The sequence below is a fragment of the Nesterenkonia aerolata genome (genome assembly GCF_031470965.1).
GTDB classification, from domain to species: domain Bacteria; phylum Actinomycetota; class Actinomycetes; order Actinomycetales; family Micrococcaceae; genus Nesterenkonia; species Nesterenkonia aerolata.
Genome location: NZ_JAVKGR010000005.1, coordinates 121,793 through 145,647 on the forward strand (window position 1 = coordinate 121,793; position 23,855 = coordinate 145,647).

The following is a 23,855-nucleotide window of genomic DNA, read 5'->3' on the forward strand; positions in this document are numbered from 1 at the left end:
TTGTGGCGTTGGTGCGACCGGCTCTGCCGTTTACAGGTACCGGCAGACCTGGTCCGCGCTGCACGAGTCGGGGTCGGGCTGCGCGGCGTCGCGTCTGAGCTCGGTGATGGTGTCGCGCAGCGCGGCGAGCTGGGCGATCTGCTGCTCGATCTCGGCGAGGCGTGCGTCGAGGAGGTCGCGCACGTGCTCGCAGGGAGCAGCGCCGTCGTCGCGGATGTCGAGGATCTGGCGGATCTGGGCGAGGGTGAGGCCCGCGGCCTGGCCGCGGTGGACGAAGTCGATCCGGGCGGCCGTCTCGGGCGCGTAGTCGCGGTATCCGGACGGCGTGCGCTCGGCCGGCGGCAGCAGGCCCTGCTCCTCGTAGAACCGCAGCGTCTTCGCCGTCGTTCCCGCCCGCTCGGCGAGTTCCCCGATGCGCATCGCAGGCCCCCTCTTCTTTCGGCAGAAGTCCTCTTGACCTTCCCCTGCACTGGAAGGTCCAGTATGGCTGAGACAGACCGGAAGACCAAGTGTTGACAGGAGCTGCGATGCCCACGAAGTACGACCTCGCCATCATCGGATCGGGCGGTGGTGCGTTCGCCGCCGCGATCCGCGCGACCACGCTCGGCAAGTCGGTGGTGATGATCGAGCGCGGGACGCTGGGCGGCACCTGCGTGAACACCGGCTGCGTGCCGTCGAAGGCCCTGATCGCCGCGGCCGACGCACGGCACTCCGCGGCCGACGCCGCCGACCGGTTCCCGGGGATCGCGACGACGGCGGGGCCGGTGGACATGCCCGCCCTGATCGCCGGGAAGCAGGCGCTGGTCGAGTCGCTGCGGGGCGAGAAGTACGCCGACGTCGCCGACTCCTACGGGTGGGCCGTCCGCCGCGGCGACGCCGCGTTCGCCGGCACCCCCGACGCTCCGGTCCTCCAGGTCGCCGGGGACGACGGCAGCACCGAGACGATCGAGGCCGGGCACTTCCTGGTGGCGACCGGCTCTCGGCCGTGGGCCCCGCCGATCGACGGCCTGGACGAGACCGGGTACCTGACCTCGACCACGGCGATGGAGCTGACCGAACTCCCTGAGTCCCTGCTCGTGCTCGGCGGCGGCTACGTCGCCCTGGAGCAGGCGCAGCTGTTCGCCCGGCTCGGCTCCCAGGTCACCGTGCTGGTCCGGTCCCGGCTCGCGTCGAAGGAGGAGCCGGAGGTGTCCAGGACGCTGGAGGAGGTGTTCGCCGACGAGGGCATCCGGGTGGTCCGCCGCGCGCTGCCGACGCGGGTGTCCCGCGACGCCGCGACCGGGCAGGCCGTCGTCACCGCGGACGTCGCCGGGGGGCGGGAGGAGTTCCGCGCCGACCAGGTGCTCGTCGCCCTCGGACGACGACCGGTCACCGACGGGCTCGGCCTCGACAGGGTCGGGGTCGAGACCGGGGACCTCGGCGAGGTGGTCGTCTCCGACCGGATGCAGTCCTCCCACCCGCGGATCTGGGCCGCGGGCGACGTGACCGGCCACCCCGAGTTCGTCTACGTCGCCGCCCACCACGGCACCCTCGTCGCCGAGAACGCGTTCGCCGACGCCGACCGGGCCGTGGACTACGCCCGACTGCCGAGGGTGACGTTCACCGGCCCGGCGATCGGCGCGGTCGGGATGACCGAGAAGGACGTCGTCGCCGCCGGGATCCGCTGCGACTGCCGCGTCCTGCCGCTGCACCACGTGCCCCGCGCACTGGTCAACCGCGACACCCGCGGCTTCGTCAAGATCGTCGTGGACGCCGACACCGGGAAGATTCTCGGCATCACCGCCGTCGCCAAGGACGCCGGCGAGCTCGCCGCCGCCGGGGTCCACGTGCTCGGCAAGACGGTCGCCGAGGTCGCCGACGCCTGGGCCCCCTACCTGACCATGGCCGAGGGCATCCGGATCGCCGCCAAGGCCTTCACCACCGATCCGTCGCTCCTGTCGTGCTGCGCGTGAACGCGCACGCAGACAATCGGGGGGAACGCTCAGCTGGGAGAGGAACAGACGATGAGCGGCGATAAGGACCACGACTCGCATCGCGCGGGCGTGCTTGTCGGTGCTGGGACGGGCTTGCTCCTGTTGGCATGCTGCGCGCTTCCGCTGCTGATCTGCTGCGGCCTGCCTCTCCTCGCCGCGGGCGGAGCCCTCGCAGGTATCGGAGGTTTCCTCGGCAACCCTTGGCTCATCGGTGCCGGGATCGCAGTCGGGGTGGCCGTCACAGCGGCGATCGTCCTCCGGCGACTGCGGCGGCACCGACGTCGCTCGACCGGCTGCTGCGGCAATCGTTCGACTACTGACCGGGGTCAGTAGTTCGAGTGGCTCCAGTCATCGTCGCCAGTTCGGCCACGTCGGCATCCCGCGACCCTTCCAGGTCTCCACGAGGCCAGCAACCCAGCGGACGGACGCGAAGACCCCGTAGCCGGCCGCCGCGAGGCCCGCGGCGATCACGAGCCAGCGCCCGATCCCGAGCCACACGCTACCGTCCACGTCCAGCGCCCACTGAGCGCCTGTGATGAGCCCAGCGATGCCCATCCAGAGCCCGGCGACGACCACCACCACCGGCAGGAGTGCGAGGCACATCGCGGCGGCGGCCGACCAGAGCTGACGGGCCTCCAGCTTCGCCGTGGCAGCGATGATCCGCTCGGCGCGCTCGTTCGATGCGTCGAGGTTTGCCGCGATCGTGGCAGACGCCTCCCCGGCGACCTGTTCGACGGCCTTCACGACTCGCTCCTCGGTGCGCTTTTCGATCCGCTGCACCGCGCCGCCGACCTGGCTGACGAGCTTCTGGTTCGCCGCGGCCTGCGCCTTGAGCCCCTCAATCGCCGATGCCGTAGCCGCGTGATTCCTCTGCGCCTCCGCGACCAAGCTCTGCGACGCGGCGTTCAAGCTCTCGCCGTTGAGACTCTGCGCGAACTCGCCGAGCGTGCTCGCGATCTCGTTCAGCCTGCTCTCGATACTCGCGATCCTCGCGGACGCGTCGCTGGAGGGCGAGGAGGTCGACGCCGAGGCCGTGATCCGCTCCAGCCGCCTCGTCGTCTCCTCGTCCATGACCTTCACGAACCCTGCGAGCTTCTTCTGCTGCTCGGCCAGCCGGTCGAGCCTCGCGTTCTGCGCCTCGACGGCGGCGAGGATCGAGGTCAACGCCTCCATCGTCTCCGGACTGTCGAGCTGCTGCTGCGATCCGCTCTGCGCGTTCTGCTGCTTCAGCCTGTCGAGTGCTGCGCTCATGTTCCTGCTCCTCCTGCTGCTGGTGATAGTCGAAGAACGCCTGCGCGCCCTCCGGGGTGAAGTCCGCCGAGAGTGCGCTCGCGCGCTTGCGGCGCTCGGCGCGTCCGGACTCGCCGCGGCGGTCCTCGATGTAGAGCGTCCAGGTCTCCTGCCCGGCGCGCTTGCCCTTCTTGCTGACGGGGCTGTGCAACCGCATCCGCGGCACCCGCTCCCCGTCATCGCCGAGCTGCTGGTTCTGCTCCTCGATCACCGCTTCGAGACCGGCCTTGTCCACCGCACGGGGATCAGCCAGGGCGGCGCTCATCCGGTCGCCCATCTCGCGGTCGAGCCCGCCCTCGGCGAAGTCCTCGCGGCGCAGCTCCCAGTCCTTCGGCGCGTGCTCCAGACGCTTCACGACCGAGAGACCGTGCTCGCGCATGAGCTCGTCGTTCGCTGACTGAACGCCCCGCTGGTTCCCGGCCTTGCGGTCGTGGAACGTGGGATAGTCCGAGAGCGCCTTCCCCGTCCGATTGCTGTGGTTGATGACCAAGATGTGGTTGTGCGGCTTCTTCCCGCGTCCGTCCACATGGCTCACCACGAGGCAGTCCGCGTTGGGGTGCATCTTCTTCGCGAGCTGGTAACCCAGATCGTTCACCCGCTGCACGTCCTCAGGATTCTTTGGGTCGAACTCGTCGTCGCTGAACGACTGCCTGTAGTGCAGCGCCTCGACGTCACGCTTCGTGTTCTGGGTGAGCGCGCGGGCGCGCGCCGAGAACGCGCCGGGGCCTCCCGGCACGTCGCCCGTGATCGCGACGCCGCGCTCGTCCTCCTTGCCCCGGATGTAGCGCTCGGTGTCGGCGGCGTTGGCGCTCGGGCTGTAGTGCGTCGTGCTCATGAGGCCGCCCGATCACCGAGCAGGGCGCGGACCTCGTGCAGCAGCTCGATCAGCTCGGGCACCTCCGACGACAGCGCCACCGGCTCACCCGCGCGAGCACGGTGGTCCAGGTCGTTGACGTTGATCGCGAGCGGGCGCACCTGGGCGGCCAGCTCCCGAGCATCAGCAGACGCCTGCGCGCGTGCCTCGACGCCGAGCAGGTGCGCGGCCACGGCGGCGTCCAGCTCCTCGCTCCGAGAGGCGTGGAGGGCATCGCGCACGACGGTCCGCACCCACGTGCTCGGAGCCAGCCCGAGCCGCTTCGCACGAGTGCGAAGCGCCGCGAGCGTGGCGTCATCGAAGCGGGTGTCGAGCTTCGCGCGGCCCCCACGACGACGCTTCGCGCCGCCGTGACTCTGGCGCACAGCCTCCGCATCAGCCCGACCGGTGTTCACCTGGGAGTCGGTCTGCTGCTCCACCTGTACGCCAGAGTGGCAAGCAGTAGCCGTGTCGGACGTTTCGCTGGCGCTCATGTCCTCCCCGGCTGCTTGCGAGGGGCCTCCGGCCCCCTCGACCCCCTGGAAGAGCGCATCGCGTTCGGTGCTCATGCGGCACCTCCGATCAGCGCCAGCGGCACGTCAGGGCTCCGCACGGCGAGCCCGCTCAGCAGCTCCGCGACCGCGCCGTCCGCGTCGTGGTCGGCCGAGGTCTCCGGGCCGTAGGTCAGTTCCCGCGACCCGACGTTCTGGTGGTACGCGTTGCCGTACATGCCGGGCGTGTGCGCGGCGGTCGGAACGCTGCACTGGTGCCACTCGTAGGGCTCGATCTTCCCGATGTGCTGCACGAGGTAACGATTGATGTCGTCGGCACGGTAGACCTTCACGACCGAGGCCAGGCGGCGGATGAACTGGTCCAGCGCCTCGTCCACGTTGCCCTTCTGGCGGGCGTAGTAGAAGAACTCGACGGGCTCGATCGTCGCCGTGATGACGATGAGGCGCGGGGCGACCTCGCCCTTGTTCTTGTAGCGGGCCTTCGCAGGCGAGGCGTTGTACGGATCGAGCAGCAGCAGCCAGTCGTTCGCATCCATCGCCGAGGCCCGCAGATCGTCCAGCAGCAGCACTTCCTCGCCCCGCCAGTCATCGAGGGGGTTCCCCGTGGCGGCCCGGTAGACCTGCCACCGCTCGCCGTGGGCGTTCGCCGCGTTGATCGCCTCGGTGATGAAGTCCGTGGCGAACCGGGTCTTGCCGATCCCGGCATCCCCATGGACGAACACCACGTGCGTCGAGAACTCACCGGCGCGGAGCTTCGCCGCCGCCCGGTATGCGCGACGCTGGCCGTAGGCCGACAGCGCGTCGTCGATCTCCCGCTGATGCCGCGAGTAGATATCGAACAGCTCGTCCGTGAGCATGATCTGATCCCGCGTGATCTCACCTTGGAGAACGCGCTCCCGCATGTCCTCGAAGTTCTCGGCGACGATCTTCTTCTTCACGTGGGCGCGGCCCTTCAGCCACGTCTCCCGGCGCTGGGCGTCGATCCCGAGGTAGTCAGGCCCACGCACCGTGGCGACCTCCGAAGGCGCGTACTGGTGCTTGTCCGCGTACTTCACGTGCGTCAGATACGACAGCATGTTGTCGAAGGCGTACCGCCCGCGGCCAGGCTTCTCGACGTACTGGGGCTCGACGCCGATGCCGAACGCGAGCCGATCCAGCGGCGCACTCTTCGCACGGCTGGCGAACTTGATCACGGCGTGCAGGTGCTCGGGCTTCGGTTCGACCACCAGGGCCTTCTCCGTGTCACTCCAGACCTCGCGCTCGTCCTTGTCGTGCACGATGCCGTAGGCCTCGACGACCTGGCAGCCGGTGGCCTCGAGCCGCTGCACCACGTAGGCGAGGATCGCCTCGGCACCCTGCTGGAGCGGCGCGGCCCCGTTCGGGTCCTCGGCAGCCCAGGCCCAGTACGACAGATCGAGGTACTGCGTGAGCCCGATGCTCGTCGGGTTGTTCTCCTGCTTAGCCACGGCGACCACCCCCGCCGCGGGCGGCGCGGAGGGCCTCAGAGGGAGTGCGGCGCCTAAATGACCCCCTATTGACCCCCAAATGAGACCCCATATGATCCCGCGGGACCACGCGACGGAGCGAGGGCGGAACAGGCCGCTGACCAGGCATGTTGTTGCAAGGCGCGGCAATCGACAAGCCCTTGCCGCGCCCGTAGGAACGAATGAGGGTCTCGTAACTCTTGGAGTGCGAAGCACGGCTACGGGCAGCCATCACGACGACGGGCAGCCCGCCTTCGGCGGGTGCCAGGCCAGGCCCTCCGGGCGGGGTCAGGTTGGTGGGAGCGGTGCTGAGGTTGCGTGCGTCGGCGTACATCAGCGACCACCGCCCCGGCCGTAGCGCTTGATGACAGCCTGATGCGTGACGCCGAGGGCGTCGCCGATCCTGGCCCAGGTCACCCCATCGGCTCGGGCGTCGGCGACGGCGATCTCGACGGCCTCCTCCAGCACAGAGCGGAGCACGCCGAGGTCGTAGAGCTGGGCCTCGGCGTCGGCGAGGGACGGGTCGCCCTGACGCCAGCGGAAGCCGGTCAAGTGATCGAAGGCGGCGGAGTTCGCGCTCATCAGCGACCACCGCCCATCACAGAGGCAACGGCGGCGCGCTGGCGCGGGGTCAGCGGAGTGAGTGCCAGGCGCTCACCGGCTCGGCGGCCAGCGGCGCGGGCGGCGGCGATGACGGGATCGTGGCCGTCTGCCTGCGGAGAAGGAGCGGAGCCCTGATCGAGGCCAGGGCGGACGAGCGCGGATGCGCGGGGAACGTCGATAACGACAGACATCGGAAGTCCTCAGACATGAGTATCTTCCGGTTCCCCGCCACGGTAATTGGGCTGTTTGACCGGCTACTCATCCGGGAGCAGAACCCCGCGCTTCTAAGTCGCGGCCCCAGTGGGATCTTCTTGTCTGCAACCATTCTTCCATGACTCGACTCACCAGTGCAATGACGAGTCGAGTCATGAGTCAGTCGCGTCTCGGCTCGATCCGCACGAGATCGGGGTCGAACTTCACGTGACCCGGCATGATGGGCTCGATGGTCACCGTCACCAGCTCGTCCACGAGCATCCGGCGACGGTCCATGTCCAACGCCTTCCACTTCGACTCGACAACCTCGCGGCGCTCCGCGGTGCCGACCGGCTCATCGACCTCCGCCAGCAGCTTCGCCGCCACCGACACCGAGCGGTCGAGCAGCTCCGCGTCGATCTCGTCGATGCGAGCCTTCACGTCGTTGATCGCCGCCGTGATCTCCAGGACCGGCTGATGGATGTCGCGCAGCAGCGGGCTCAGCTCCTTCACCCGCTCGACCAGGGCGTTCCGTTCGGTCAGCAGTTCCTCGCGATCCGGCCCGGCGGCTTCCTGCGGCATCACGAGGTCGTGCACGTCCACGGACGACAGGCGCGTGAGCACCGCCTCGGTGACCATCGCATCGACGGGCTCGCGCTGGCGGGTGAGATGGAACTGCTCGCCACAACGGTACGTCGGCTGCTTGCGGCTGTTCGTCCCCGAGACGAGCGTCGCGCCGCACTTCCCACAGAGGCCGATCGTGGACAGGAGGTACTTCGGCTGATTGCCCTGCCTCGCCGACCTCCGCACGTTGTCCTCCAGCTTCGCCACCGCGGCCCGCCACGTCTGCTCGCCGACGATGGGCGGGAACGCCTCGCCCTGCACCGGGTACAGCTCGCCGGTCTTGTAGTGGCGGATGAAGCCAGCGTAGAGCGAGTTCGCCAGCAGATACCGCACAGCATCGACGGAGAACTCCGACCCGCGGGCGGTGAGGTGGCCAGCGCTGTTCAAGTCCTCCCGGATGCGACGGATCGACAGCGACGGCTCACCGAGGAACGCATCGAAGGCCCGCCGAACTGCGGCGGCCTCCTCCTCGATCAGCTCGCCCTCCCTCGTCCAACCGAACGCCTTCCAGGTGGACGCCGGGATGCCTTCGGCGCGGCGGCGCTCGTTCGACCTGATCTGCCGCTCCGCCTTGCGTCGAGCCTCGAACCGGGCGAGAGCGGCGAGCATCGTCGCTCGGAACTCTCCGTCGGCCGTCGAGAGGTCGATCTCGCCGTCCACTGTGACGACGCGCAGGCCGAGGTCGATCAGCGTGTTGAGGTCCTTCGTGCTCCGCAGCAGTCGGTCCATGTCCACGGCGACGACCATCGAGAATCGACCTGCTCGGGCGTCGTCCAACATCTCGGCCCAGCGGGTGCCAGCTCGACGCTTCTTCGTCGCCGACACCGCGTTGTCCTCGTAGACCTCGACCACGTTCCAGTCCTTGGCCTCGGCCAATGCCCTGATCTTCCTCAGTTGTGTATCGACCGTCCAGCGGTCGCCTTTGCGGTCCATGGAGGCGCGGACGTAGGCCGCCACCTCGTTCGTCTTCCTCAGCGCTACCAGTTCGACCATGCAACCAAGCTTACGTGGACGAGTGTTGCAACCCCGACATGCGCTACGACAACCCGACGACGACCGGCTTCACGTTCAGCACGGAGCTCTACGGCCGCCTGGCACAGCTGCCGGGCATCAGCTCGATCAAGATTCCTCCGACCGGCACCGACCCGGTCTCAGCCAAGGCCCGTATCGATGAGGTGCGCCGTGTGCTGCCAGCTCATGTGACCATCGGGATATCCGGTGATTCCTCCGCGGCGGCGGCGCTCAACGTCGGCTGCGAGGCCTGGTATTCGGTGATCGCCGGCACGTTGCCGCAACTGGCCAGTCCGATCATGCGTGCGGCAGAGTCCGGTACTGAGGCAGAGGCATCCGCAGCTTCTGCTCGCCTACAGCCCTTATGGGAGCTCTTCGCCGAATGCGGGGGAAGCCTGCGTGTGGTGGCGGCCATCGCTGAACATCTCGGGATCGTCCCGCAGAACTGTCTGCCCCGTCCTCTGCATGGGCTGAATACTCAGCAGCGCGGACGGGTGACGCAGGTGCTTAAGGACCTCGGAGTCACCGAAGGGTGATAGATCCCAAGGGCGAGAGTCGGCAGCTGGGGTCTTGGTCGAGCCAGCATGATGATATGAGCCCACACGACGATGGCGGGGACGCATCCGAAAAGGTGCGTCCCCGCCATCGTGATGAGAAGTAAGAGGCTACCTCGTCTCCGAACTCTCGATATAGCTGGCTCGGCTCTGGGGTCAGACCGTCTCGCCGCGGCGCTCCCGCAGTTTCTTCAGCCGCTCGGTGAGGATCTCCTCGAGCTCCTGCTCTGAACGCCGTTCCAGCAGCATGTCCCAGTGGGTACGCACCGGCTTATCGGGCGTCTCATCCGGCTTGCTGCCGTCGACCAGCACCCCTTCCTTCCCCGTCGGGGAGGTCCAGGTTGAGGGGATCTCAGCTTCGGCGGAAAAGGTGACGGTGATCTTCTCACCGTCCTCGCAGACGTACTCCACGTCCTGGCGGGGTGCCGGCTCGACACCCTGCTCGGTCTCCATAGACTGTGCGCCCAGACGCATACCGCGCAGACTGCGGTCGCTCATCGATGCTCTACCTCCAGCAGGTGACAGATGTTCTCAGGTGCTCAACATCTCGGGGCACCGGGTTATTCCGGGTGCCCCGAGATGTTGAGATCAGGCAGACCGTCGCGTAGCCCTCTCCGAATGACCCTGGCTCGACGGGAAAGTTCTCAGCCCTGGTAGGGAGGTCGCTGCTGCGGGGGACCCTGAGGTGGCTGCTGCTGGCCATAGGGTCCGGGCTGCTGCCCGTACTGATACCCCTGATGGCCCTGCTGAGGCTCTTCAGTCCGGCCTGAAGGGTCGCCCTGGGGCTGAGACTGCTGCGGTGCCGCCTGGCTCTGCTCCTCACCGAGCTCGCGGCCGTTGCCCAACGAAGCCTGGGCCTCCGGCGGGGCACTCTGGGCCACACGCTTGAGCGCATCAGTACTGGATTCATCAGCGACTGAGGCCTCGGTCCCAGAGGTCCGGTTGCGGCTCTCGGCACGCCGAGTCTCCTCTTCGAGCTGCTCAGAGAACTCATAGTGCGGGTTCTCATCGGTCACCGAGGTGGCACGGGCAGATTCAGCCAGGTCAGCGATCGCATTCGAGATCGCGGGCTTGCCCTTCTTCCGTGCTTCAGCCTCCAGTTTCTCCTTCTCCTCCTTGCGCTGTTTCAGGCGCTCGGCCCGGGCCTCACGCTCCTTCTCCCGCTCCTCGGAGGTACGGGTGTCCTCGGGATGTGCGTCCTTGCCCGCAAAGCCGGAGGAGAAGGTCTTCAACGCCTCGCCGAACTCACCGGGGATGACCCACATCGTGTTGGAGTCACCCTTGGCCAGCTCAGGCAGCGTCTGCAGGTACTGGTAGGAGAGCAGCTCCGGACCAGGTTCGGCGTCGTGAACGGCATGGAAGACGGTCTCGATGGCCTGGGCCTCGGCGTTAGCTCCGAGGATCCGCGCCTGAGCCTCACCTTCGGCGGCGAGGATCGCGGCCTGGCGCTCACCCTCAGCAGTGAGGATGGCCGACTGCTTCGTGCCTTCTGCGGTGAGGATGGCCGCACGGCGGTCGCGTTCGGCGCGCATCTGCTTCTCCATCGAGTCCTGGATCGACATAGGCGGCTCGATAGCTTTGAGCTCGACGCGGGCCACCCGGATGCCCCAGCGCCCGGTGACCTTGTCCAGCTCACCGCGCAGCTGGCCGTTGATGGTGTCACGGGAAGTCAGTGCGGCCTCCAGGTGCATACCGCCGACGACGTTGCGCAGAGTGGTGGTGGTCAGCTCCTGCACGGCGTGGATGTAGTTGGCGATCTCATAGGTCGCGGCCTTGGGGTCAGTGATCTGGAAGTAGACGACCGTGTCGATGGAGACCACAAGGTTATCCTCGGTGATCACCGGCTGTGGCGGGAAGGAGACCACCTGCTCACGCATGTCCAGCAGCGGCAGCAGCCGGTCCAGGAACGGCACCAGCAGCGTCAGCCCCGGCGGCTGGACACGCTGGAACTTCCCCAGACGCTCCACGATGCCGGTGCGCGCCTGGGGGACGATGCGCACGCTGCGGGCGATGATCACGACGACCAGCCCCAACAGTGCCAGGAGCACGATGAGGATTGCGATATCCATAGGTGGTGGATCCGTTCTCTTCGATTGCGATGGTCGGTGGTTCAGATGGGGGAAAGCCTGTCAGGCGTGCCGAGGCGCGGGGTCCTGCCAGCTGATGGTCTTGGCAGCGGTGAGGTAGACAGTGGCACCGTCGACGGAGTCGACGACGGCGGCGGCACCGGGCTCCAGGCGCTCCTCACCCAGTGTGCGTGCCGTCCAGGTCTCTCCGTCGACCTCTGCGAGCCCGGACTCGCGGGTGACGAGCTCCAGGGGCTCTGCGTCCATGCCGGCGATCCGATCGACGTTGGTGAGCTGATCCTCAGGGCCTCGGCGAAGGTGCTTCAGGGCCACTGGCCGCACGGCACCGAGCATCAGCAGCGCAGTACCGGAGCCCACGACCACCTGCATCCACGGTTCGCCTCCGGCCAGGGCCACTGTGGTGGCGGCACCGGCGCCGGCGGCGAGCATGAGAAAGAGGAGGTCAAGCATCAGCAGCTCAATAACCAACAGTGTCAGAGTGAGCGCGAGCCAGGCGGCCCAGAGGTTCTCAGTGATCCATTCGATCAATGGCTCCTCCTTCGTCAGTGTCAGAGCAGCGTAGCCGGAGTCTGGGACCGGACTGCATGACCGGAGTACGTGGTCACCATCATACTCACCGGTGGAACCTCACCCGTAGAACCTCGCCCGTGGAACCCGGGGAACCTCATCTGGAGAACACGGTGATCTGCAGGTTCACGGTCACAGCGACTTCTGCGCCGTCGCTGTGGCTGAGGATGCTGGAGGCGACGTCCTCTCGGCGGCGGTGATGTCCTGCCGGGCCCATCATGACGAGGTCCACGGCGGTGTCGACCGGCACGGCAGAGCACTCACGGATGCCACGGAGAGCTGAAGGGCTGCCGAGATGCGGCCGCATCGCCGCGATCAGGGCGTCATGCTTGTCCTCCTGCATATTGAGCAGTCCGACCTCGGCCAGCTCGCGGAGGTGATCAGCGCCGGGGGTGACGATCACGGCCATGCCGCCAGGGCGCAGCACGCGCCGGAACTCCGAGGGGTTTCGCGGCGCGAAGATGTTCAGGAGCAGGTCGATCACGCCGGAGGCCACCGGGAGCTCGCGCCAGAGGTCCCAGGCGAGGGCGAGGGTGCGGGGCAGCTTGGCTGCGCGTTTCAGCGCGGCAGGGGAGAGGTCCAGTGCCACGGCACAGGCGGTGTGATGCTGCCGGAGAAGCGGCGCCAGGTAGTGTCCAGTCCCGGCGCCGCAGTCGAGGAGCGCCGGAGAGCTGAGGGTATCGAGCTGAGCGTCTGTGGTGTCCTGGAGTGCGTCGATGAGCGCAGCGAAGACGCCAGAGGCCTGTGCACGTTCTCGGGCGAGCACCATCTCAGCGGTGTCGGGGACGTGTTTGCTGCCACGCCCCACCAGCATATTGACATAACCCTGCTTGGCGGCGTCGAAGCGATGACCTTCGGGGCACTGAAGTCCGTTGAGGCGCCCGTCGGAGTACGCGGCGGTGACCGGTGCTCGGCAATTGGCGCACAGGACCTGCGCCGTCTGCCTCACAACAACCTCCGGCAGGCACGCAGTGTCACGCACCGTCTGCAAGAATCCATAGCTCTACTGTGCCAGGTCTCAGATGCGAAGCAGTGTCGTCGCAGGCAGTGTCATGACGGTGTCGTCACGGTGTCGTCACGGTGCGCCGAATGGGACACTGAATCTCATGGAGAGCAGGCATCTCAGTGAGGTCCGTGTCACTTCAGACCTCCAGCACTCCTCCGTGCTGTACGCCCGATAATCTACATTATGTCAACATAAGGATGAGAGCCATGTCCTCACCGGAGCCACAGGACCAGCCTCGGCAGACTCCCCTGGTCACTGCCGACCAGCTCGCCGCCCGTCTGCGAGACCCGCATCAGGACTCACCGACGCTGCTCGACGTCCGCTGGAGCCTCGGTACGCCGAGAGATGAGTCCCACCAGCAATATCGTGATGCGCATATTCCGGCCGCGGTCTTCGTCGATCTCTCCACGGCGCTGGCCGGTCCAGGCCGCGCCGACGGAGTCGGTGGACGCCACCCTATGCCCACGAAAGACCATTTCGAACAGCAGATGCGTCAGCTAGGAGTCAATGACGGCCACCCCGTGGTCGTCTACGACGCCGGGCCCGGCCTGGCTGCTGCCCGGGCATGGTGGCTGCTGCGCTACTTCGGCGTCGAGGCGGCCCACGTACTCGACGGCGGGCTCAGCGCGTGGCTCGCAGCCGGTGAGCCCACAGAATCCGGCCAACGCGAACCTCAGCCCGGAGACTTCACCGCCCGCACCGCAGGACGTCCCCTGATCAGCTCATCAGAGATCACCCAGTGGCTCGACGACGCAGTATCCAACATCGCATCTGCGGCAGAATCCGATAAAGAACCTGACACAGAACCTCATGCAGGCCTCACACGGCGCCCCACAGTGCTCATCGACGCACGAGCCTCAGAACGGTTCGACGGAGCACATGAATCCATCGATCCCGTGGCCGGGCATATTCCCGGTGCCGCGAACCTGCCAGCCGCCGAGCTGATCGCTGAAGGCGCCGGGCTCCTGCCTGCGGAGGAACTCGCTGCGGCCTTCGCGACCCGAGGGGCAGACGGTACGGCCCCTCCGATGCTCTCCTGCGGCTCAGGTGTCCAAGCCTGCCACCTCGCTCTGGCCTGGGAAGTCGCCCACCCGCAGGCGGAACCGGCCGGTGTCTACATCGGCTCATGGAGCGACTGGATCTCCTCAGCCGACCGCCCGGTAGCCAGGGGCGGAGACCGGGACTGCTCGTTCGGCTCCTGAGCTGCCAGCTCATTCGGCGACCCCGGTCTCGCGATCCTCGAGACGCTGGGAGGCCTCCTCGTAGTCCTCTGGTGACAGCGGATAGAAGAAGGCCCGCGGGAGGATGGAGTCCCCGTTGTCCAGCAGCCGCTGGGCATAGGCCTCCACGTCCTCCTGGGCGTCCAGAGACTCGAGCGCCACATAGGTGTAGAGTGTACGGGTCAGCGGGTACTCCCCCTCGACGGATCGCGCGGCATCCGGCGCCACCCCGTCGACGGTGACTGTGGTGATATCGGTCTGGAACTCCTCAGGCGCTGCCAGGTAGTTCCCCACACCCATGAAGGCCATCCCGTTCTCGTCCTCGGCTACAAGTTCGGCGAGCTCCGCCAGCCCGTCCTCCTGCTCATAGTCGTCCCGGATGCCCTCCGGGTCGCCGAAGAGCTCCTCGGTGAAGTGGGTGAAGGTGCCCGAGTCCTCGCTGCGGCCGAAGAGCTGGATCTCCTCATCCGGCCACTCGTCCCGGACGTCTGACCACTGTTCCACCTCAGAGTCCTCGCCCCAGATCTGAGCCAGCTCGTCCATGGTGATGTCAGTGACGTCCTCGTTGGCGGTATTGGTGATCACCGAGAGGGCGTCCACACCGATCGGCAGCTCGACGAACTCCACCCCTTCCTCCTCGCACTGCGAGCGGAAGTCCTCGATGCCCTCGGCGGCGTCGGAGCCGGGCATACGGATCGAGGCGTTGAGAACATCGGCCTCGCCGGCGCAGAACTCCTCGAACCCGGCGATGGACCCTTCTCCGCTGAGCTCAGCATCGATGCCGCTCTCGCGCACAGCGATACGCGCGATCGGCTCGACCGTCGCCGAGCCGACGATCGTCACCGCCTCGGCATCCTCGGCCCCGTCCGAGGAGTCCTGGCAGCCGCTGAGCACAAGCGCTCCCAGAGGAAGGATGACGAAGGGCCATGGGCGAGAGTGAAAACGGATACCGGTCATCTCAGCTACTCCTGTGATTCGCGCTTCAGTCGCGGGTGCGCCCGCTCCCCCAAGCTTTGTCTCCGCGGTACTCGTCAATGGCTGATTGGAAGAAGTTCCGCACGGCCTGCCAATTGATCTGCGCCTGCTCGAGGTATTCGCTCAGCCGCTGGACCTCTTCTTCATGGTCCTCGCCGTCACGGGCCTGCCTACGCAGCTCACGACGTCGATCCAGCTCCGTGCGCAGCTGCTCGACCTTCGCCTCGGCTTCACGCAGCATCTCCCACAGCTCACGATCTGCCAGCAGGATGTCTTCGTCGTCAGTGTGCTGCCCAGCCGACGTGCTGTGAGTGGCGTCCTGGGAGGTGCCTCGAGTATCCATAGTTCTCTCTCCGGACCGACACGGTCCTCTGCGATGACGAGGTGGTGAAGAGGTGATGACGAGTCTGCGGGATGATGGAATGAGCGCCGGTGAGGCTTTCAGAAGAGCAGCGTGCTGATGCCGATGAGCAGTGCGGGCAGGACGACGAACAGTCCGGCGAGCCAGACCAGCACGTACATCTTGTTCTTGGCGGCCAGGTTGCCCAACCACTCTGCTCCCCTGACCGGAATCGGGCGCAGCACCGGAATGAGGAAGATGACCAGCGTGGCCAGCACGTTGTAGAGCAGATGCACGGCTGCAGCTGTCATCGCCGCAGTGCCTTCGACTCCGGTGAACCCGAAGGCTGCGATCATCGCCGTCATCGTGGTGCCGATGTTGGCACCGACGGTGAAGGGATAGATCTGCCAGAGGGAGAACTTCCCGGAGGCCGCCATCGGCACGGTCAGCGAGGTGGTGGTCGAAGAGGACTGGACCATCACGGTGATCAGCATCCCGGAGAAGATGCCGGAGACCGGGCCGCGGCCGATGGCCGAGTGGAAGACCTTCTCCGCCTTGCCCACCAGCAGGGTCTTGAGCATGTTCGAGATGAACTTGATGATCAGCAGGATCAGCGCGATGCCCAGCGCGATCATCACGATGCCGCCGATGACCTCTGGCAGCACCGCCAAGACGCTGGCTTCGACGAGGTCAGCACCCGGTGAGGTGACCGCTGAGACCGCATCGCCGAAGGTGCTGAAGACCGTGGCTACGATGCCGCCGTCCGTGCCGGTGGTCACCCCGGCGAACCAGGTGGCCATATTGCCGAGGAAGCCGAAGATCAGTTCCAGGGGCAGCAGCAGGCCCACGGCTAAGAGGTTGAACATGTCATGGACCGAGGCGGCTGAGAATGCGCGACGGAACTGCTGACGGTCTGTGGCAGCACCGAGCGAGACCAGGGTGGAGGTCATCGTGGTTCCGACATTGGCGCCCATGAGCATCGGAATCGCCGTCTCGATGGGCAGTCCTCCGGCGACCATGCCCACGACGATGGACGTCGTCGTCGAGGAGGACTGCGTCAGCGCGGTGGCAAGAATACCGATGACCAAGGCGACGAAGGGGTTGGAGGCGAAGCTGAAGAGCTCCTCAGCCTGGCCTCCGGTGGCCGCCTGGAATCCTGAGCCGATGGTGCTCACCGCGGTGATCATCACGTAGATCGCCAGGACGACGGAGAGCCACTCGACGATGCTGCGTGCCCTCCCCTGAAGCGGCAGCCGCCGCAAAGGGCTGGGCGGGGGGCTCTGGGTTGCAGCGGAGGCACCGTCGACCTGGTCGACCGTGTGCTCAGCGTATTCCGCCTGGTGACTGACCGTCTGGGACATGGGAGGTGTGCCTCCTGCCTCTTCACGTGGTGCGTACTGATGCCACCCTGACTCCCCCGGGTGCAGGCTCAGTCGACCAGACCAAGGTGAACTGCAGGTGTCTTAACATCGGTCTCCGAGTATGAGATGTGCTACACGAACATGTGAGGTAGACAGCGGTGATGCCAGGCGCCCCTCGACGAGGTTCACTGCGCGTCATCTCGCCACCCACAGCACTGCCGACGACGGTATCGTGCCGGTATGGTCTCCACTGCTGATCGCACCGGCCGTGTGCCCGCCAGCACAACGGGCCGCAGCACTTCCGCGTTGCTTCGAGGTGGGTTGCTCGTCCTCGATGCCGCGCTGATCATCGTCTTCGCGGCCCTGGGCAACCGCAGCCATGACACCGGTCTGGGAATCGTGGATGTGCTGACCACGGCGGCACCCTTTCTCTGCGCCTGGGCCCTGGCGACGGCACTGATGCGCAGCGCGCGACGCCCCTCGCGAGTGCTGCCCGATGGCCTAGTCATCTGGGCAGGTACTGTCATCGGCGGCATGGTGCTGCGCGTGCTGTTCGGGCTCGGCGGTGCGCCCTTGTCCTTTGTGCTGGTGGCGGCCTCCAGCCTGGCAGTGCTGCTGATCGGCCGCCGTCTGGTCACCGGGCTGCTGATGCCTGCCACACGTACCTGACGAGTCACCCTGAATGTTCTGTACACCTGACCTCGTTCACGTCTCTGACCACCCCTCCCCCACACCTCTCGGAAAGGTCGCCTCTTCATGCCTGAGCTGTTCTCTCCCCTGACGCTGCGCAGCCTCGAGATCCCCAACCGGTTGTGGATGTCGCCGATGTGCATGTACTCCGCTGATGACGCAGATCAGCGCGGCCGTCCCACCGACTTTCACCTCAGCCATTACGCCTCACACGCCTTCGGCGGTGCCGGATTGGTCATGGTCGAGGCCACCGCTGTGCAGGAGCGCGGCCGGATCTCTCCTTGGGATCTCGGCCTCTGGGAGTCCTCGCAGATCCCGGGGTTTCAACGCCTCGTCGCCGGAATCCGTCAGGGCGGTGCTGTGCCGGGTGTACAGCTGGCACATGCAGGCCGCAAAGCCTCTGCCGACTGGCCCGGCGGAACCGGAGCCGCACTGAGCTACGAGCAGGGCGGTTGGCACACCATCGGCCCCAGCCCGGTGGCTTTCCCCGGGTATCCGGCTCCGCAGGAGATGACAGCACAGGATATCTCCGAATTCATCGAGGACTTCGTCAACGCCGCGCAGCGGGCTCGGCAGGCAGGCTTCGACGTCGTCGAGATCCACGCCGCCCACGGGTATCTGCTGCACAGCTTCCTCTCGCCATTGTCGAACCGGCGCAGTGATGACTACGGCGGTGATTTCACCGGCCGCACCCGCCTGCTGCGTGAGGTGATCACAGCCGTGCGTGGGGTCTGGCCCGACCATCTGCCGGTGATGCTGCGGATCTCCACCACGGACTGGGTTGCGGAAGATCCCACCCGTCAGGAGGACTCCTGGACTGTGGAGGACTCTATCGAGCTGGCCCGTGACGCCTATGAGTTGGGTGTTGATCTCATCGATGCCTCCTCCGGCGGGCTGGTGCCGGCGAAGATCTCACCGGAGACCGACTACCAGACCTCCAAAGCCGCCCGGATCCGCTCTGAGGCCCAGGGGCACGTGGCCGGAGTGGGGCGAATCAGTGAGGCCACAGTGGCCGCGGAACTGGTGAGCTCCGGTGACGTGGACGCCGTCTTCGTGGCACGGCAGCTTCTGCGTGACATCTCCTGGCCCAACCAGGTGGCGGTGGCTCTGGGGGCTTCCCCGCGCCATATCCCGCAGTACGGCTATGCCGTGGGCGGGTGATGTGAGGCGGTGGCTCAGGATGCCGGTGCTGCCGGAAGCCGACGGTCCCGGCGGATCATCCACAGGACGATGCCGGTGAGCACCGTCAGCACCACGATGAGCGCGGCTGTGCCCAGGTTGGCGCCGAAGCCGTTGATCCACAGGTAGGCCACCACTCCCCCGAGTGCGCAATAGTAGGCGGTGATCAACGCGGTCTTGCGGATGAGGTCGCCTTCGCGGCCGAGCAGGCCCACTGTGGCGGAGGCGGCGACGATGTTGTGGATGGCCACCGCATTACCTCCGGCACCGCCGACGGCCTGAGCGGCGACCACAGTCTCCTGAGCAGAGCCGATCTGCTCAGCGGTGGAGAACTGGAAGTGCGAGAAGGTCAGGTTGCTCACCGTGTTCGAGCCTGCGACGAATGCACCTAGCGCACCGATCCACGGCGCCAGCAGCGGCCAGCTCCCTCCGGTGAGGGTCGCAGCCCCTTCTGCCAGGGTCACCGGCATAGAGGCGAGATCTGAGGCGGTGAAGTCAGGGCCGGAATTGATCAGCACACGCACCAGCGGCACGGCGAACAGCAGCGCCACCGCAGCGCCCCACACCTGTTTTCCGGCCGTGACCCAGGTCTGGCGAATCTGGTCGGCACGCATCCGATGGATCACGTAGGTGATCAGACAGGTGATCAGGAAGACCGTGCCGGGGCTGTAGAGCCACTGCCACGTCGTCGAGATCCCGGTGCCGAGGATGTTCTCGAACGGCACGGTGATCACCGGGTGCTCCGAGCGCAGTGCGGACTCCAGCGGCTCGATCAGCCGGGTGCCCAGCAGCAGCACGGCCACCACGAGATACGGCGCCCAGGCCACCAGCGTCCTCATCCTGCGTGTGCCGAGGTCCATGAGGTGATCGGTATCCACGGAGCCCATCCAGCGCTCTTCCCAACGGCTGCGGGGCCCGAAGTCGAAGGTGTCCTCCGGTGCGGGCATGAGGAATCCGCGGCTGGAGGTGAACATCACCAGGGTCAGGCCCACCAGCCCACCGATCAGCGAGGGGAACTCTGAGCCGACGAAGTAGGCGATGAGCACATAGGGGACGGTCATCGCCACTGAGGCGTAGAGGGCGAACGGCCAGATCCGCAGCCCTTCCAGGAAGCTGCGCCGCGGACCGAAGAACCCGGTGAGGAACACGGCGAGGGCCAGAGGAATGAGGAGTCCGACGACGGCGTGGATGGCGGCAGTCTGAAAACCGATTTCGTGGACGAGCTCAGTGTGACCGCCGAAGGTGGCGGCGAACTCCTCGACACCTTCACCACCTTCGAGGCCGCCGCTGACACCGACCAGTATGGGCGTGCCGACGGCCCCGAAGGAGACCGGTGTGGTCTGGATGATCAGCCCGACCATCACCGCCGCCATCGCCGGGAAGCCGAGCGCCAGCAGCAGCGGGGCGACCACGGCGGCAGTCGCACCGAAGCCGGAGGTGCCTTCGATGAAGGAGCCGAAGAGCCAGCCGATGATGATCGCCTGGACCCTGCGGTCCGGGGAGATGGCGGTGAAACCGGCCCGGATCGTGCTCATCGCGCCTGAGGCGATCACCGTGGCGAGCATCAGCAGCGCGCCGAAGATGATGTAGAGCATGGTCACTGCGACGATCAACCCCTCGATCGTCGCGGCGAGCACCGCATCGGGGCGCATCTGCCACACCAGCAGAGCCACAAGCACGGTGACCACGTAGCCGACCGGCATCGCGTACTTCGCCGGCCAGCGGAATCCTGCCAGCAGCACGCCGACGACGGCGATGGGGCTGAGTGCCAACAGGCTCAGCACACCGAGATTCTCCACAGTGTCACCTCATCTTGGGAAGCGTGTCCGCCGTGCAGGCACATTGGACTGACCATTCAATGCGCAGATTAGTGTGCCCTGCTTCACAGCATGACGTCAAACACGTCAGGTGCTCCCTACTGCGGCCGCGCGTTCTCTGGGGTGTACTGCCAGGGTGTTCCTCAGTGTCAGAGCTACGCCGTAGGCTCATCTGCATGGACGCCAAGCACGAGGTACGCGAGTTCCTCACCTCGCGGCGAGCGAGGGTCACGCCCGAGCAGGTGGGCCTGCCGGCAGGCGGTGCGCGTAGGGTGCCGGGGCTGCGCCGTGGTGAGGTGGCAGAGCTGGCCGGCATCAGCGTGGAGTACTACGCCAAACTTGAGCGCGGCGCCCTGGCCGGTGCCTCAGGGTCAGTCCTGGAGTCCGTGGCCAGGGCACTGCGCCTTGATGAGGCCGAACGCCGTCACCTGATGGACCTGGCTCGCGCCGCAGATGGTGCGCCCGTCACAGGCAGACCGCGCCATCGGAACCGGCGCCGTCCGGCGCTGCGGCAGGATCTACGCTGGGTGCTGGATGCGATCACCGATGCTGTGGCCTTCATCCGCAATGACGTTCAGGATCTGCTGGGTGTCAATGACTTGGGCCGGGCGTTCTTCGCGCCGGTGATCGGCGCCGGGGGCAGGACACCGAATCTCGCACGCTTCCAGTTCCTCGATCCCGCTGCCGGTGAGTTTTACCCGGACTGGGAACAGATGGCGCAGATGTGTGTGGCGACGATGCGTGCCGAAGCAGGCCGAAACCCTCATCACAAGGGGTTGCAGGACCTCGTCGGGGAGCTCTCCACCCGAAGTGAGACCTTCCGGCAGTTGTGGGCTTCTCATGATGTGCGCATCCACGGTCACGGCACCAAACGGTTCCATCACCCGGAGGTCGGTGAGCTGGTCCTCGCCTACGAGGAACTCGCCATCACCGCTGATGAGGGGCTGACCCTCTACATCTACTCAGCCGAACCAGGCTCCGAGACCCACCAGAAGCTGCGCATGCTCGGATCCCTTCACGCCGAGCACACCCCCTCCCCTGTCTCTGCGGAGGATGCCCAGCACTCCTGCTGAACAGGAACACCGAGAACCTCCTCCGTCCGACCGGCGGTAGGACCCTGAGAGATTGAGAGGACCCCCATGCGAGGAGTCATTCTGCACGGACCGGGCGATGTCCGGGTCGAAGAACGTGAGCACCCCGAGATCATCGATGCCACCGATGCTGTGATCCGCGTCGTCGCGGCCTGTGTCTGCGGTTCAGACCTCTGGCCGTACCGTGGTGCTGATGAGGCTGATGCCCAGAAGATGGGTCACGAATACGTCGGCGTCGTCGAAGAGATCGGCTCCGAGGTCCGCACGGTGAAGCCCGGAGACTTCGTCGTCGGCTCGTTCGTCATCTCTGACAACACCTGTGAAATATGTCAGGCCGGATATCCCTCCCGGTGCGTCAACGCGACGTTCGTGGATGGCTCGATCGGCACCCAGGCGGAGTACGCGAGGATCCCCTATGCCGACGGCACTCTGGTGGCTACTCCCGGTACGCCGAGCCAGGAGATGATCCCTTCCCTGTTGGCGGCCTCTGACGTGCTGGGCACCGGATGGTTCGCCGCGGACGCCGCCGGTGCAGGCCCCGGGCGGACCATCGCCGTCGTCGGTGACGGTGCTGTGGGACTGATGGGGGTTTTGGCTGCGAAGCAGATGGGTGCTGAGCGGATCATTGCGATGAGCCGTCACGAATCACGCCAGGCGCTGGCACGGGAATTCGGAGCCACGGATATCGTCGTCGAGCGCGGTGATGAGGGCGTTGAGAAGATCAGGGAGCTCACCGGTGGGCTCGGCGCTCACGGTGTCGTGGAAGCCGTGGGAACCCAGGAGTCCATGATGCAGGCGATCCGCGCCACTCGGCCCGGTGGGTCGGTCGGCTACGTCGGCGTCTCCCATGGAGTGGAGTTCCCGGGTATCGAGTTGTTCTTCTCCCTGATCCATCTCCATGGCGGTCCCGCGCCGGTGCGGCGGTACCTGCCCGAGCTGATCCGTCTGATCTGGGACGGCACGATCGAGCCGGGACGTGTGTTCGACAAGGTGCTCCCGCTGGATCAGGCGGCGGAGGCTTATGCAGCGATGGACCAGCGTGAAGCGGTCAAAGTCATGCTGACGCCGTGACACCGTGACACCGGCTGGGCCGTCGGACTGTATGCCGGTGGCCCAGCCGGTGTGGAGGCGCCGCAGGAGGGGTCTCTGCCCTCAGCTCAACAGGCCTGCCGCCAGCAGGATGACGGAGAGGAGAGGCAGAGTCCCCTGCTTGAGTGCCACTGAACGCTTATCAGGTGAGCTCAGCAGCAGGACGACAGCGGCAGCCGCCATTGAGCCAGTGCCCGCAAGCACCAAGGCCGCGCCGATATCCGTGGTACCGATGCTCATAAACACCAGGCCGATCGCCGTGGTGAGAGCGAGGAACAGGTTGTAGAAGCCCTGGTTATAGGCCATCTCCTGAGTAGCCTGGGCTTCTTCCCACGTGGTCCCGAAGATGGACCGGGTGGCGGGCGCGGTCCAGCGCAGCGATTCCATGATGAAGATGTAGACGTGCAGGGCTGCCGCCAGCCCGGCGATGACGCCAGCTGCGATCACCATCTGTTCCTCCTCAGTGCCGTGTGCATCTGTCGATTCTGTCACGAGGGGCGGACCAGTGGTTTTTGATGCTGGTGCTGGCCCTGCGCTGGGTAACCCTGGCAGTGGTAGACAACTCGGGGTTCTGGCTGCTCGGCTGCCGTCTGAGCAGGGTGGATGCGTGGACCGATTCGTCTCGTGAGCGATCGGTCAGGATCATCCGCTCTGTTCGAGGAGGCTGCGCCTGATGGCGACGACTGTTCCCCCTTCATCTGAGTCCACCGGTGGTACCGAGGCGTCCTCACCGAGCACAGCCGCCACGCGGCGCAAGGCCGCGCTTGCGCTGCTCGCGCTCAGTGTCGGCGGGTTCGGAATCGGGCTGACCGAGTTCGTCATCGCAGGTCTCTTGACTGAGGTCGCGGGCGATCTCGGTGTCTCGATCAGCCAGGCCGGGCACTTGGTGGGCGTGTATGCGCTGGCGGTCGTGCCGGGCGCTCTGGTCATCACCCGGGTCTGCTGAAGGTTTAGTTGACCTCGGGGTTTATGCCGCCAGGGCGACGGCTTGTTGGTAAACGGTCTCGTATTCGACCGGGGTCAGTTTACCGAGTCGACGTTGCCGTCGTCGGCGGTGGTAAGTCGCCTCGATCCAGTGGATGATCCGGACTCGCAGCTGGTCCCGAGTAACCCAAGACTGCCGGTCGAGCACGTTCTTCTGCAAGATCGAGAAAAAGCTCTCCATCGCCGCATTATCCCCGGCCGCTCCGACTCGGCCCATCGACCCGACCAGTTTGTAGGCCTTCAGGGCACGCTGGAATTTCCGTGAACGAAATTGCGATCCGCGGTCTGAATGAACCGTCCTGGGTTTAGTTCCGAGATTTTGGTGCGGACTCGGTCCGCTGTTCATAGTAGGC

The 23,855-nt window shown here is 66.4% G+C and carries 26 protein-coding genes and 1 pseudogene; 9 read left to right on the forward strand and 18 right to left on the reverse strand.

Annotated elements, in window-relative coordinates; genetic code table 11:
- Nucleotides 1-30 precede the first annotated feature (30 nt).
- Nucleotides 31-420: a heavy metal-responsive transcriptional regulator gene (locus RIL96_RS06395; protein ID WP_010079214.1), complete on the reverse strand. Its 390-nt coding sequence runs from the start codon at nucleotides 418-420 to the stop codon at nucleotides 31-33.
- Nucleotides 421-527: 107 nt separating this feature from the next.
- Between RIL96_RS06395 and merA the strand changes: the two genes are divergently transcribed.
- Nucleotides 528-1,952, forward strand: coding sequence for a mercury(II) reductase (gene merA, locus RIL96_RS06400; RefSeq protein WP_010079213.1), 1,425 nt, complete (start codon nucleotides 528-530; stop codon nucleotides 1,950-1,952).
- 51 nt (nucleotides 1,953-2,003) lie between these two features.
- The gene (merT, locus tag RIL96_RS13425; RefSeq protein WP_019175582.1) at nucleotides 2,004-2,306 is read left to right on the forward strand and encodes a mercuric ion transporter MerT; all 303 of its coding nucleotides are present in this window, start codon (nucleotides 2,004-2,006) and stop codon (nucleotides 2,304-2,306) included.
- Nucleotides 2,307-2,321: 15 nt separating this feature from the next.
- Here merT and RIL96_RS13335 read toward each other — a convergent pair whose 3' ends face one another.
- From RIL96_RS13335 to RIL96_RS06435, 7 genes and pseudogenes are all read right to left on the reverse strand, one after another.
- Nucleotides 2,322-3,224, reverse strand: a complete 903-nt coding sequence (locus RIL96_RS13335; RefSeq protein ID WP_012750775.1) for a hypothetical protein — start codon at nucleotides 3,222-3,224, stop codon at nucleotides 2,322-2,324.
- A gap of 412 nt (nucleotides 3,225-3,636) precedes the next feature.
- Nucleotides 3,637-4,098, reverse strand: a pseudogene (locus RIL96_RS13340) (relaxase/mobilization nuclease domain-containing protein); the annotation flags it as partial.
- Nucleotides 4,095-4,685 carry a hypothetical protein gene (locus RIL96_RS06415; protein ID WP_310548183.1) on the reverse strand — a complete coding sequence of 197 codons (591 nt, stop codon included), beginning with the start codon at nucleotides 4,683-4,685 and terminating at the stop codon, nucleotides 4,095-4,097. The pseudogene RIL96_RS13340 and the gene RIL96_RS06415, both read right to left, overlap by 4 nt.
- On the reverse strand, nucleotides 4,682-6,103 hold the full coding sequence (locus RIL96_RS06420; protein ID WP_310548184.1) for a Rep family protein: 1,422 nt from the start codon (nucleotides 6,101-6,103) through the stop codon (nucleotides 4,682-4,684). Before RIL96_RS06420 ends, RIL96_RS06415 begins: the two co-directional genes overlap by 4 nt.
- Nucleotides 6,104-6,445: 342 nt before the next feature.
- Nucleotides 6,446-6,694 (reverse strand): hypothetical protein, encoded by a 249-nt coding sequence (locus tag RIL96_RS06425; RefSeq protein ID WP_007321353.1) that lies wholly within the window; start codon nucleotides 6,692-6,694, stop codon nucleotides 6,446-6,448.
- A complete protein-coding gene (locus RIL96_RS06430) occupies nucleotides 6,694-6,906 on the reverse strand; it encodes a hypothetical protein (RefSeq protein ID WP_080555871.1) in 213 nt (70 codons plus the stop codon). The genes RIL96_RS06425 and RIL96_RS06430 overlap by 1 nt, the downstream gene beginning before the upstream one ends.
- A gap of 181 nt (nucleotides 6,907-7,087) precedes the next feature.
- Nucleotides 7,088-8,524 carry a recombinase family protein gene (locus tag RIL96_RS06435; protein WP_070708917.1) on the reverse strand — a complete coding sequence of 479 codons (1,437 nt, stop codon included), beginning with the start codon at nucleotides 8,522-8,524 and terminating at the stop codon, nucleotides 7,088-7,090.
- A gap of 38 nt (nucleotides 8,525-8,562) precedes the next feature.
- On the opposite strand from RIL96_RS06435, the gene RIL96_RS06440 reads away from it, so the two are divergent.
- A complete protein-coding gene (locus tag RIL96_RS06440) occupies nucleotides 8,563-9,078 on the forward strand; it encodes a dihydrodipicolinate synthase family protein (protein WP_310548185.1) in 516 nt (171 codons plus the stop codon).
- Nucleotides 9,079-9,252: 174 nt separating this feature from the next.
- On the opposite strand, the gene RIL96_RS06445 is transcribed toward RIL96_RS06440, so the two are convergent.
- The 4 genes from RIL96_RS06445 to RIL96_RS06460 all read right to left on the reverse strand — a co-directional run bounded on the left by RIL96_RS06445 (nucleotide 9,253) and on the right by RIL96_RS06460 (nucleotide 12,699).
- A complete protein-coding gene (locus RIL96_RS06445) occupies nucleotides 9,253-9,594 on the reverse strand; it encodes an RNA polymerase-binding protein RbpA (protein WP_310548186.1) in 342 nt (113 codons plus the stop codon).
- 146 nt (nucleotides 9,595-9,740) lie between these two features.
- Entirely contained in the window at nucleotides 9,741-11,165 is a 1,425-nt protein-coding gene (locus RIL96_RS06450) for an SPFH domain-containing protein (protein ID WP_310548187.1), read from the reverse strand.
- A 60-nt stretch (nucleotides 11,166-11,225) separates the two neighbouring features.
- Nucleotides 11,226-11,711, reverse strand: a complete 486-nt coding sequence (locus RIL96_RS06455; RefSeq protein WP_310548188.1) for an NfeD family protein — start codon at nucleotides 11,709-11,711, stop codon at nucleotides 11,226-11,228.
- A gap of 136 nt (nucleotides 11,712-11,847) precedes the next feature.
- Entirely contained in the window at nucleotides 11,848-12,699 is an 852-nt protein-coding gene (locus RIL96_RS06460; protein WP_310548189.1) for a methyltransferase domain-containing protein, read from the reverse strand.
- A gap of 263 nt (nucleotides 12,700-12,962) precedes the next feature.
- On the opposite strand from RIL96_RS06460, the gene RIL96_RS06465 reads away from it, so the two are divergent.
- Nucleotides 12,963-13,958, forward strand: a complete 996-nt coding sequence (locus RIL96_RS06465; protein WP_310548190.1) for a sulfurtransferase — start codon at nucleotides 12,963-12,965, stop codon at nucleotides 13,956-13,958.
- Between the two features lie 9 nt (nucleotides 13,959-13,967).
- On the opposite strand, the gene RIL96_RS06470 is transcribed toward RIL96_RS06465, so the two are convergent.
- The 3 genes from RIL96_RS06470 to RIL96_RS06480 all read right to left on the reverse strand — a co-directional run bounded on the left by RIL96_RS06470 (nucleotide 13,968) and on the right by RIL96_RS06480 (nucleotide 16,652).
- Entirely contained in the window at nucleotides 13,968-14,933 is a 966-nt protein-coding gene (locus RIL96_RS06470; protein WP_310548191.1) for a substrate-binding domain-containing protein, read from the reverse strand.
- Nucleotides 14,934-14,958: 25 nt separating this feature from the next.
- A complete protein-coding gene (locus RIL96_RS06475; RefSeq protein WP_310548192.1) occupies nucleotides 14,959-15,294 on the reverse strand; it encodes a hypothetical protein in 336 nt (111 codons plus the stop codon).
- A 98-nt stretch (nucleotides 15,295-15,392) separates the two neighbouring features.
- The gene (locus RIL96_RS06480; RefSeq protein ID WP_310548193.1) at nucleotides 15,393-16,652 is read right to left on the reverse strand and encodes a Na/Pi cotransporter family protein; all 1,260 of its coding nucleotides are present in this window, start codon (nucleotides 16,650-16,652) and stop codon (nucleotides 15,393-15,395) included.
- Between the two features lie 240 nt (nucleotides 16,653-16,892).
- Between RIL96_RS06480 and RIL96_RS06485 the strand changes: the two genes are divergently transcribed.
- Together RIL96_RS06485 and RIL96_RS06490 are read left to right on the forward strand one after the other, a co-directional pair.
- Nucleotides 16,893-17,321, forward strand: a complete 429-nt coding sequence (locus RIL96_RS06485) for a DUF3054 domain-containing protein (RefSeq protein WP_310548194.1) — start codon at nucleotides 16,893-16,895, stop codon at nucleotides 17,319-17,321.
- An 87-nt stretch (nucleotides 17,322-17,408) separates the two neighbouring features.
- Entirely contained in the window at nucleotides 17,409-18,503 is a 1,095-nt protein-coding gene (locus tag RIL96_RS06490) for an NADH:flavin oxidoreductase/NADH oxidase (protein WP_310548195.1), read from the forward strand.
- A 14-nt stretch (nucleotides 18,504-18,517) separates the two neighbouring features.
- Here the strand turns inward: RIL96_RS06490 and RIL96_RS06495 are convergent, their stop codons facing one another.
- A complete protein-coding gene (locus RIL96_RS06495) occupies nucleotides 18,518-20,320 on the reverse strand; it encodes an L-lactate permease (protein ID WP_310548196.1) in 1,803 nt (600 codons plus the stop codon).
- 194 nt (nucleotides 20,321-20,514) lie between these two features.
- Here RIL96_RS06495 and RIL96_RS06500 point away from each other — a divergent pair, with 194 nt between their 5' ends.
- Together RIL96_RS06500 and RIL96_RS06505 are read left to right on the forward strand one after the other, a co-directional pair.
- Nucleotides 20,515-21,411, forward strand: coding sequence for a helix-turn-helix transcriptional regulator (locus RIL96_RS06500; RefSeq protein WP_310548197.1), 897 nt, complete (start codon nucleotides 20,515-20,517; stop codon nucleotides 21,409-21,411).
- 66 nt (nucleotides 21,412-21,477) lie between these two features.
- Nucleotides 21,478-22,500 (forward strand): zinc-dependent alcohol dehydrogenase family protein, encoded by a 1,023-nt coding sequence (locus tag RIL96_RS06505; protein ID WP_310548198.1) that lies wholly within the window; start codon nucleotides 21,478-21,480, stop codon nucleotides 22,498-22,500.
- An 81-nt stretch (nucleotides 22,501-22,581) separates the two neighbouring features.
- On the opposite strand, the gene RIL96_RS06510 is transcribed toward RIL96_RS06505, so the two are convergent.
- A complete protein-coding gene (locus tag RIL96_RS06510; RefSeq protein WP_310548199.1) occupies nucleotides 22,582-22,968 on the reverse strand; it encodes a DUF1304 domain-containing protein in 387 nt (128 codons plus the stop codon).
- Between the two features lie 223 nt (nucleotides 22,969-23,191).
- On the opposite strand from RIL96_RS06510, the gene RIL96_RS06515 reads away from it, so the two are divergent.
- The gene (locus RIL96_RS06515; RefSeq protein WP_310548200.1) at nucleotides 23,192-23,464 is read left to right on the forward strand and encodes a hypothetical protein; all 273 of its coding nucleotides are present in this window, start codon (nucleotides 23,192-23,194) and stop codon (nucleotides 23,462-23,464) included.
- Between the two features lie 21 nt (nucleotides 23,465-23,485).
- On the opposite strand, the gene RIL96_RS06520 is transcribed toward RIL96_RS06515, so the two are convergent.
- Nucleotides 23,486-23,855: integrase core domain-containing protein (locus RIL96_RS06520; protein WP_310548201.1), on the reverse strand; the 370-nt coding region annotated here is incomplete at its 5' end.

Bases quoted from the DNA above. Each gene is read 5' to 3' on its own strand.
- RIL96_RS06395 (WP_010079214.1), bottom strand. From the start codon at position 420: ATGCGCATCGGGGAACTCGCCGAGCGGGCGGGAACGACGGCGAAGACG.
- merA (WP_010079213.1), top strand. From the start codon at position 528: ATGCCCACGAAGTACGACCTCGCCATCATCGGATCGGGCGGTGGTGCG.
- merT (WP_019175582.1), top strand. From the start codon at position 2,004: ATGAGCGGCGATAAGGACCACGACTCGCATCGCGCGGGCGTGCTTGTC.
- RIL96_RS13335 (WP_012750775.1), bottom strand. From the start codon at position 3,224: ATGAGCGCAGCACTCGACAGGCTGAAGCAGCAGAACGCGCAGAGCGGA.
- RIL96_RS06415 (WP_310548183.1), bottom strand. From the start codon at position 4,685: ATGAGCACCGAACGCGATGCGCTCTTCCAGGGGGTCGAGGGGGCCGGA.
- RIL96_RS06425 (WP_007321353.1), bottom strand. From the start codon at position 6,694: ATGAGCGCGAACTCCGCCGCCTTCGATCACTTGACCGGCTTCCGCTGG.
- RIL96_RS06430 (WP_080555871.1), bottom strand. From the start codon at position 6,906: ATGTCTGTCGTTATCGACGTTCCCCGCGCATCCGCGCTCGTCCGCCCT.
- RIL96_RS06435 (WP_070708917.1), bottom strand. From the start codon at position 8,524: ATGGTCGAACTGGTAGCGCTGAGGAAGACGAACGAGGTGGCGGCCTAC.
- RIL96_RS06440 (WP_310548185.1), top strand. From the start codon at position 8,563: ATGCGCTACGACAACCCGACGACGACCGGCTTCACGTTCAGCACGGAG.
- RIL96_RS06445 (WP_310548186.1), bottom strand. From the start codon at position 9,594: ATGAGCGACCGCAGTCTGCGCGGTATGCGTCTGGGCGCACAGTCTATG.
- RIL96_RS06450 (WP_310548187.1), bottom strand. From the start codon at position 11,165: ATGGATATCGCAATCCTCATCGTGCTCCTGGCACTGTTGGGGCTGGTC.
- RIL96_RS06465 (WP_310548190.1), top strand. From the start codon at position 12,963: ATGTCCTCACCGGAGCCACAGGACCAGCCTCGGCAGACTCCCCTGGTC.
- RIL96_RS06470 (WP_310548191.1), bottom strand. From the start codon at position 14,933: ATGACCGGTATCCGTTTTCACTCTCGCCCATGGCCCTTCGTCATCCTT.
- RIL96_RS06475 (WP_310548192.1), bottom strand. From the start codon at position 15,294: ATGGATACTCGAGGCACCTCCCAGGACGCCACTCACAGCACGTCGGCT.
- RIL96_RS06480 (WP_310548193.1), bottom strand. From the start codon at position 16,652: ATGTCCCAGACGGTCAGTCACCAGGCGGAATACGCTGAGCACACGGTC.
- RIL96_RS06485 (WP_310548194.1), top strand. From the start codon at position 16,893: ATGGTCTCCACTGCTGATCGCACCGGCCGTGTGCCCGCCAGCACAACG.
- RIL96_RS06490 (WP_310548195.1), top strand. From the start codon at position 17,409: ATGCCTGAGCTGTTCTCTCCCCTGACGCTGCGCAGCCTCGAGATCCCC.
- RIL96_RS06500 (WP_310548197.1), top strand. From the start codon at position 20,515: ATGGACGCCAAGCACGAGGTACGCGAGTTCCTCACCTCGCGGCGAGCG.
- RIL96_RS06505 (WP_310548198.1), top strand. From the start codon at position 21,478: ATGCGAGGAGTCATTCTGCACGGACCGGGCGATGTCCGGGTCGAAGAA.
- RIL96_RS06510 (WP_310548199.1), bottom strand. From the start codon at position 22,968: ATGGTGATCGCAGCTGGCGTCATCGCCGGGCTGGCGGCAGCCCTGCAC.
- RIL96_RS06515 (WP_310548200.1), top strand. From the start codon at position 23,192: ATGGCGACGACTGTTCCCCCTTCATCTGAGTCCACCGGTGGTACCGAG.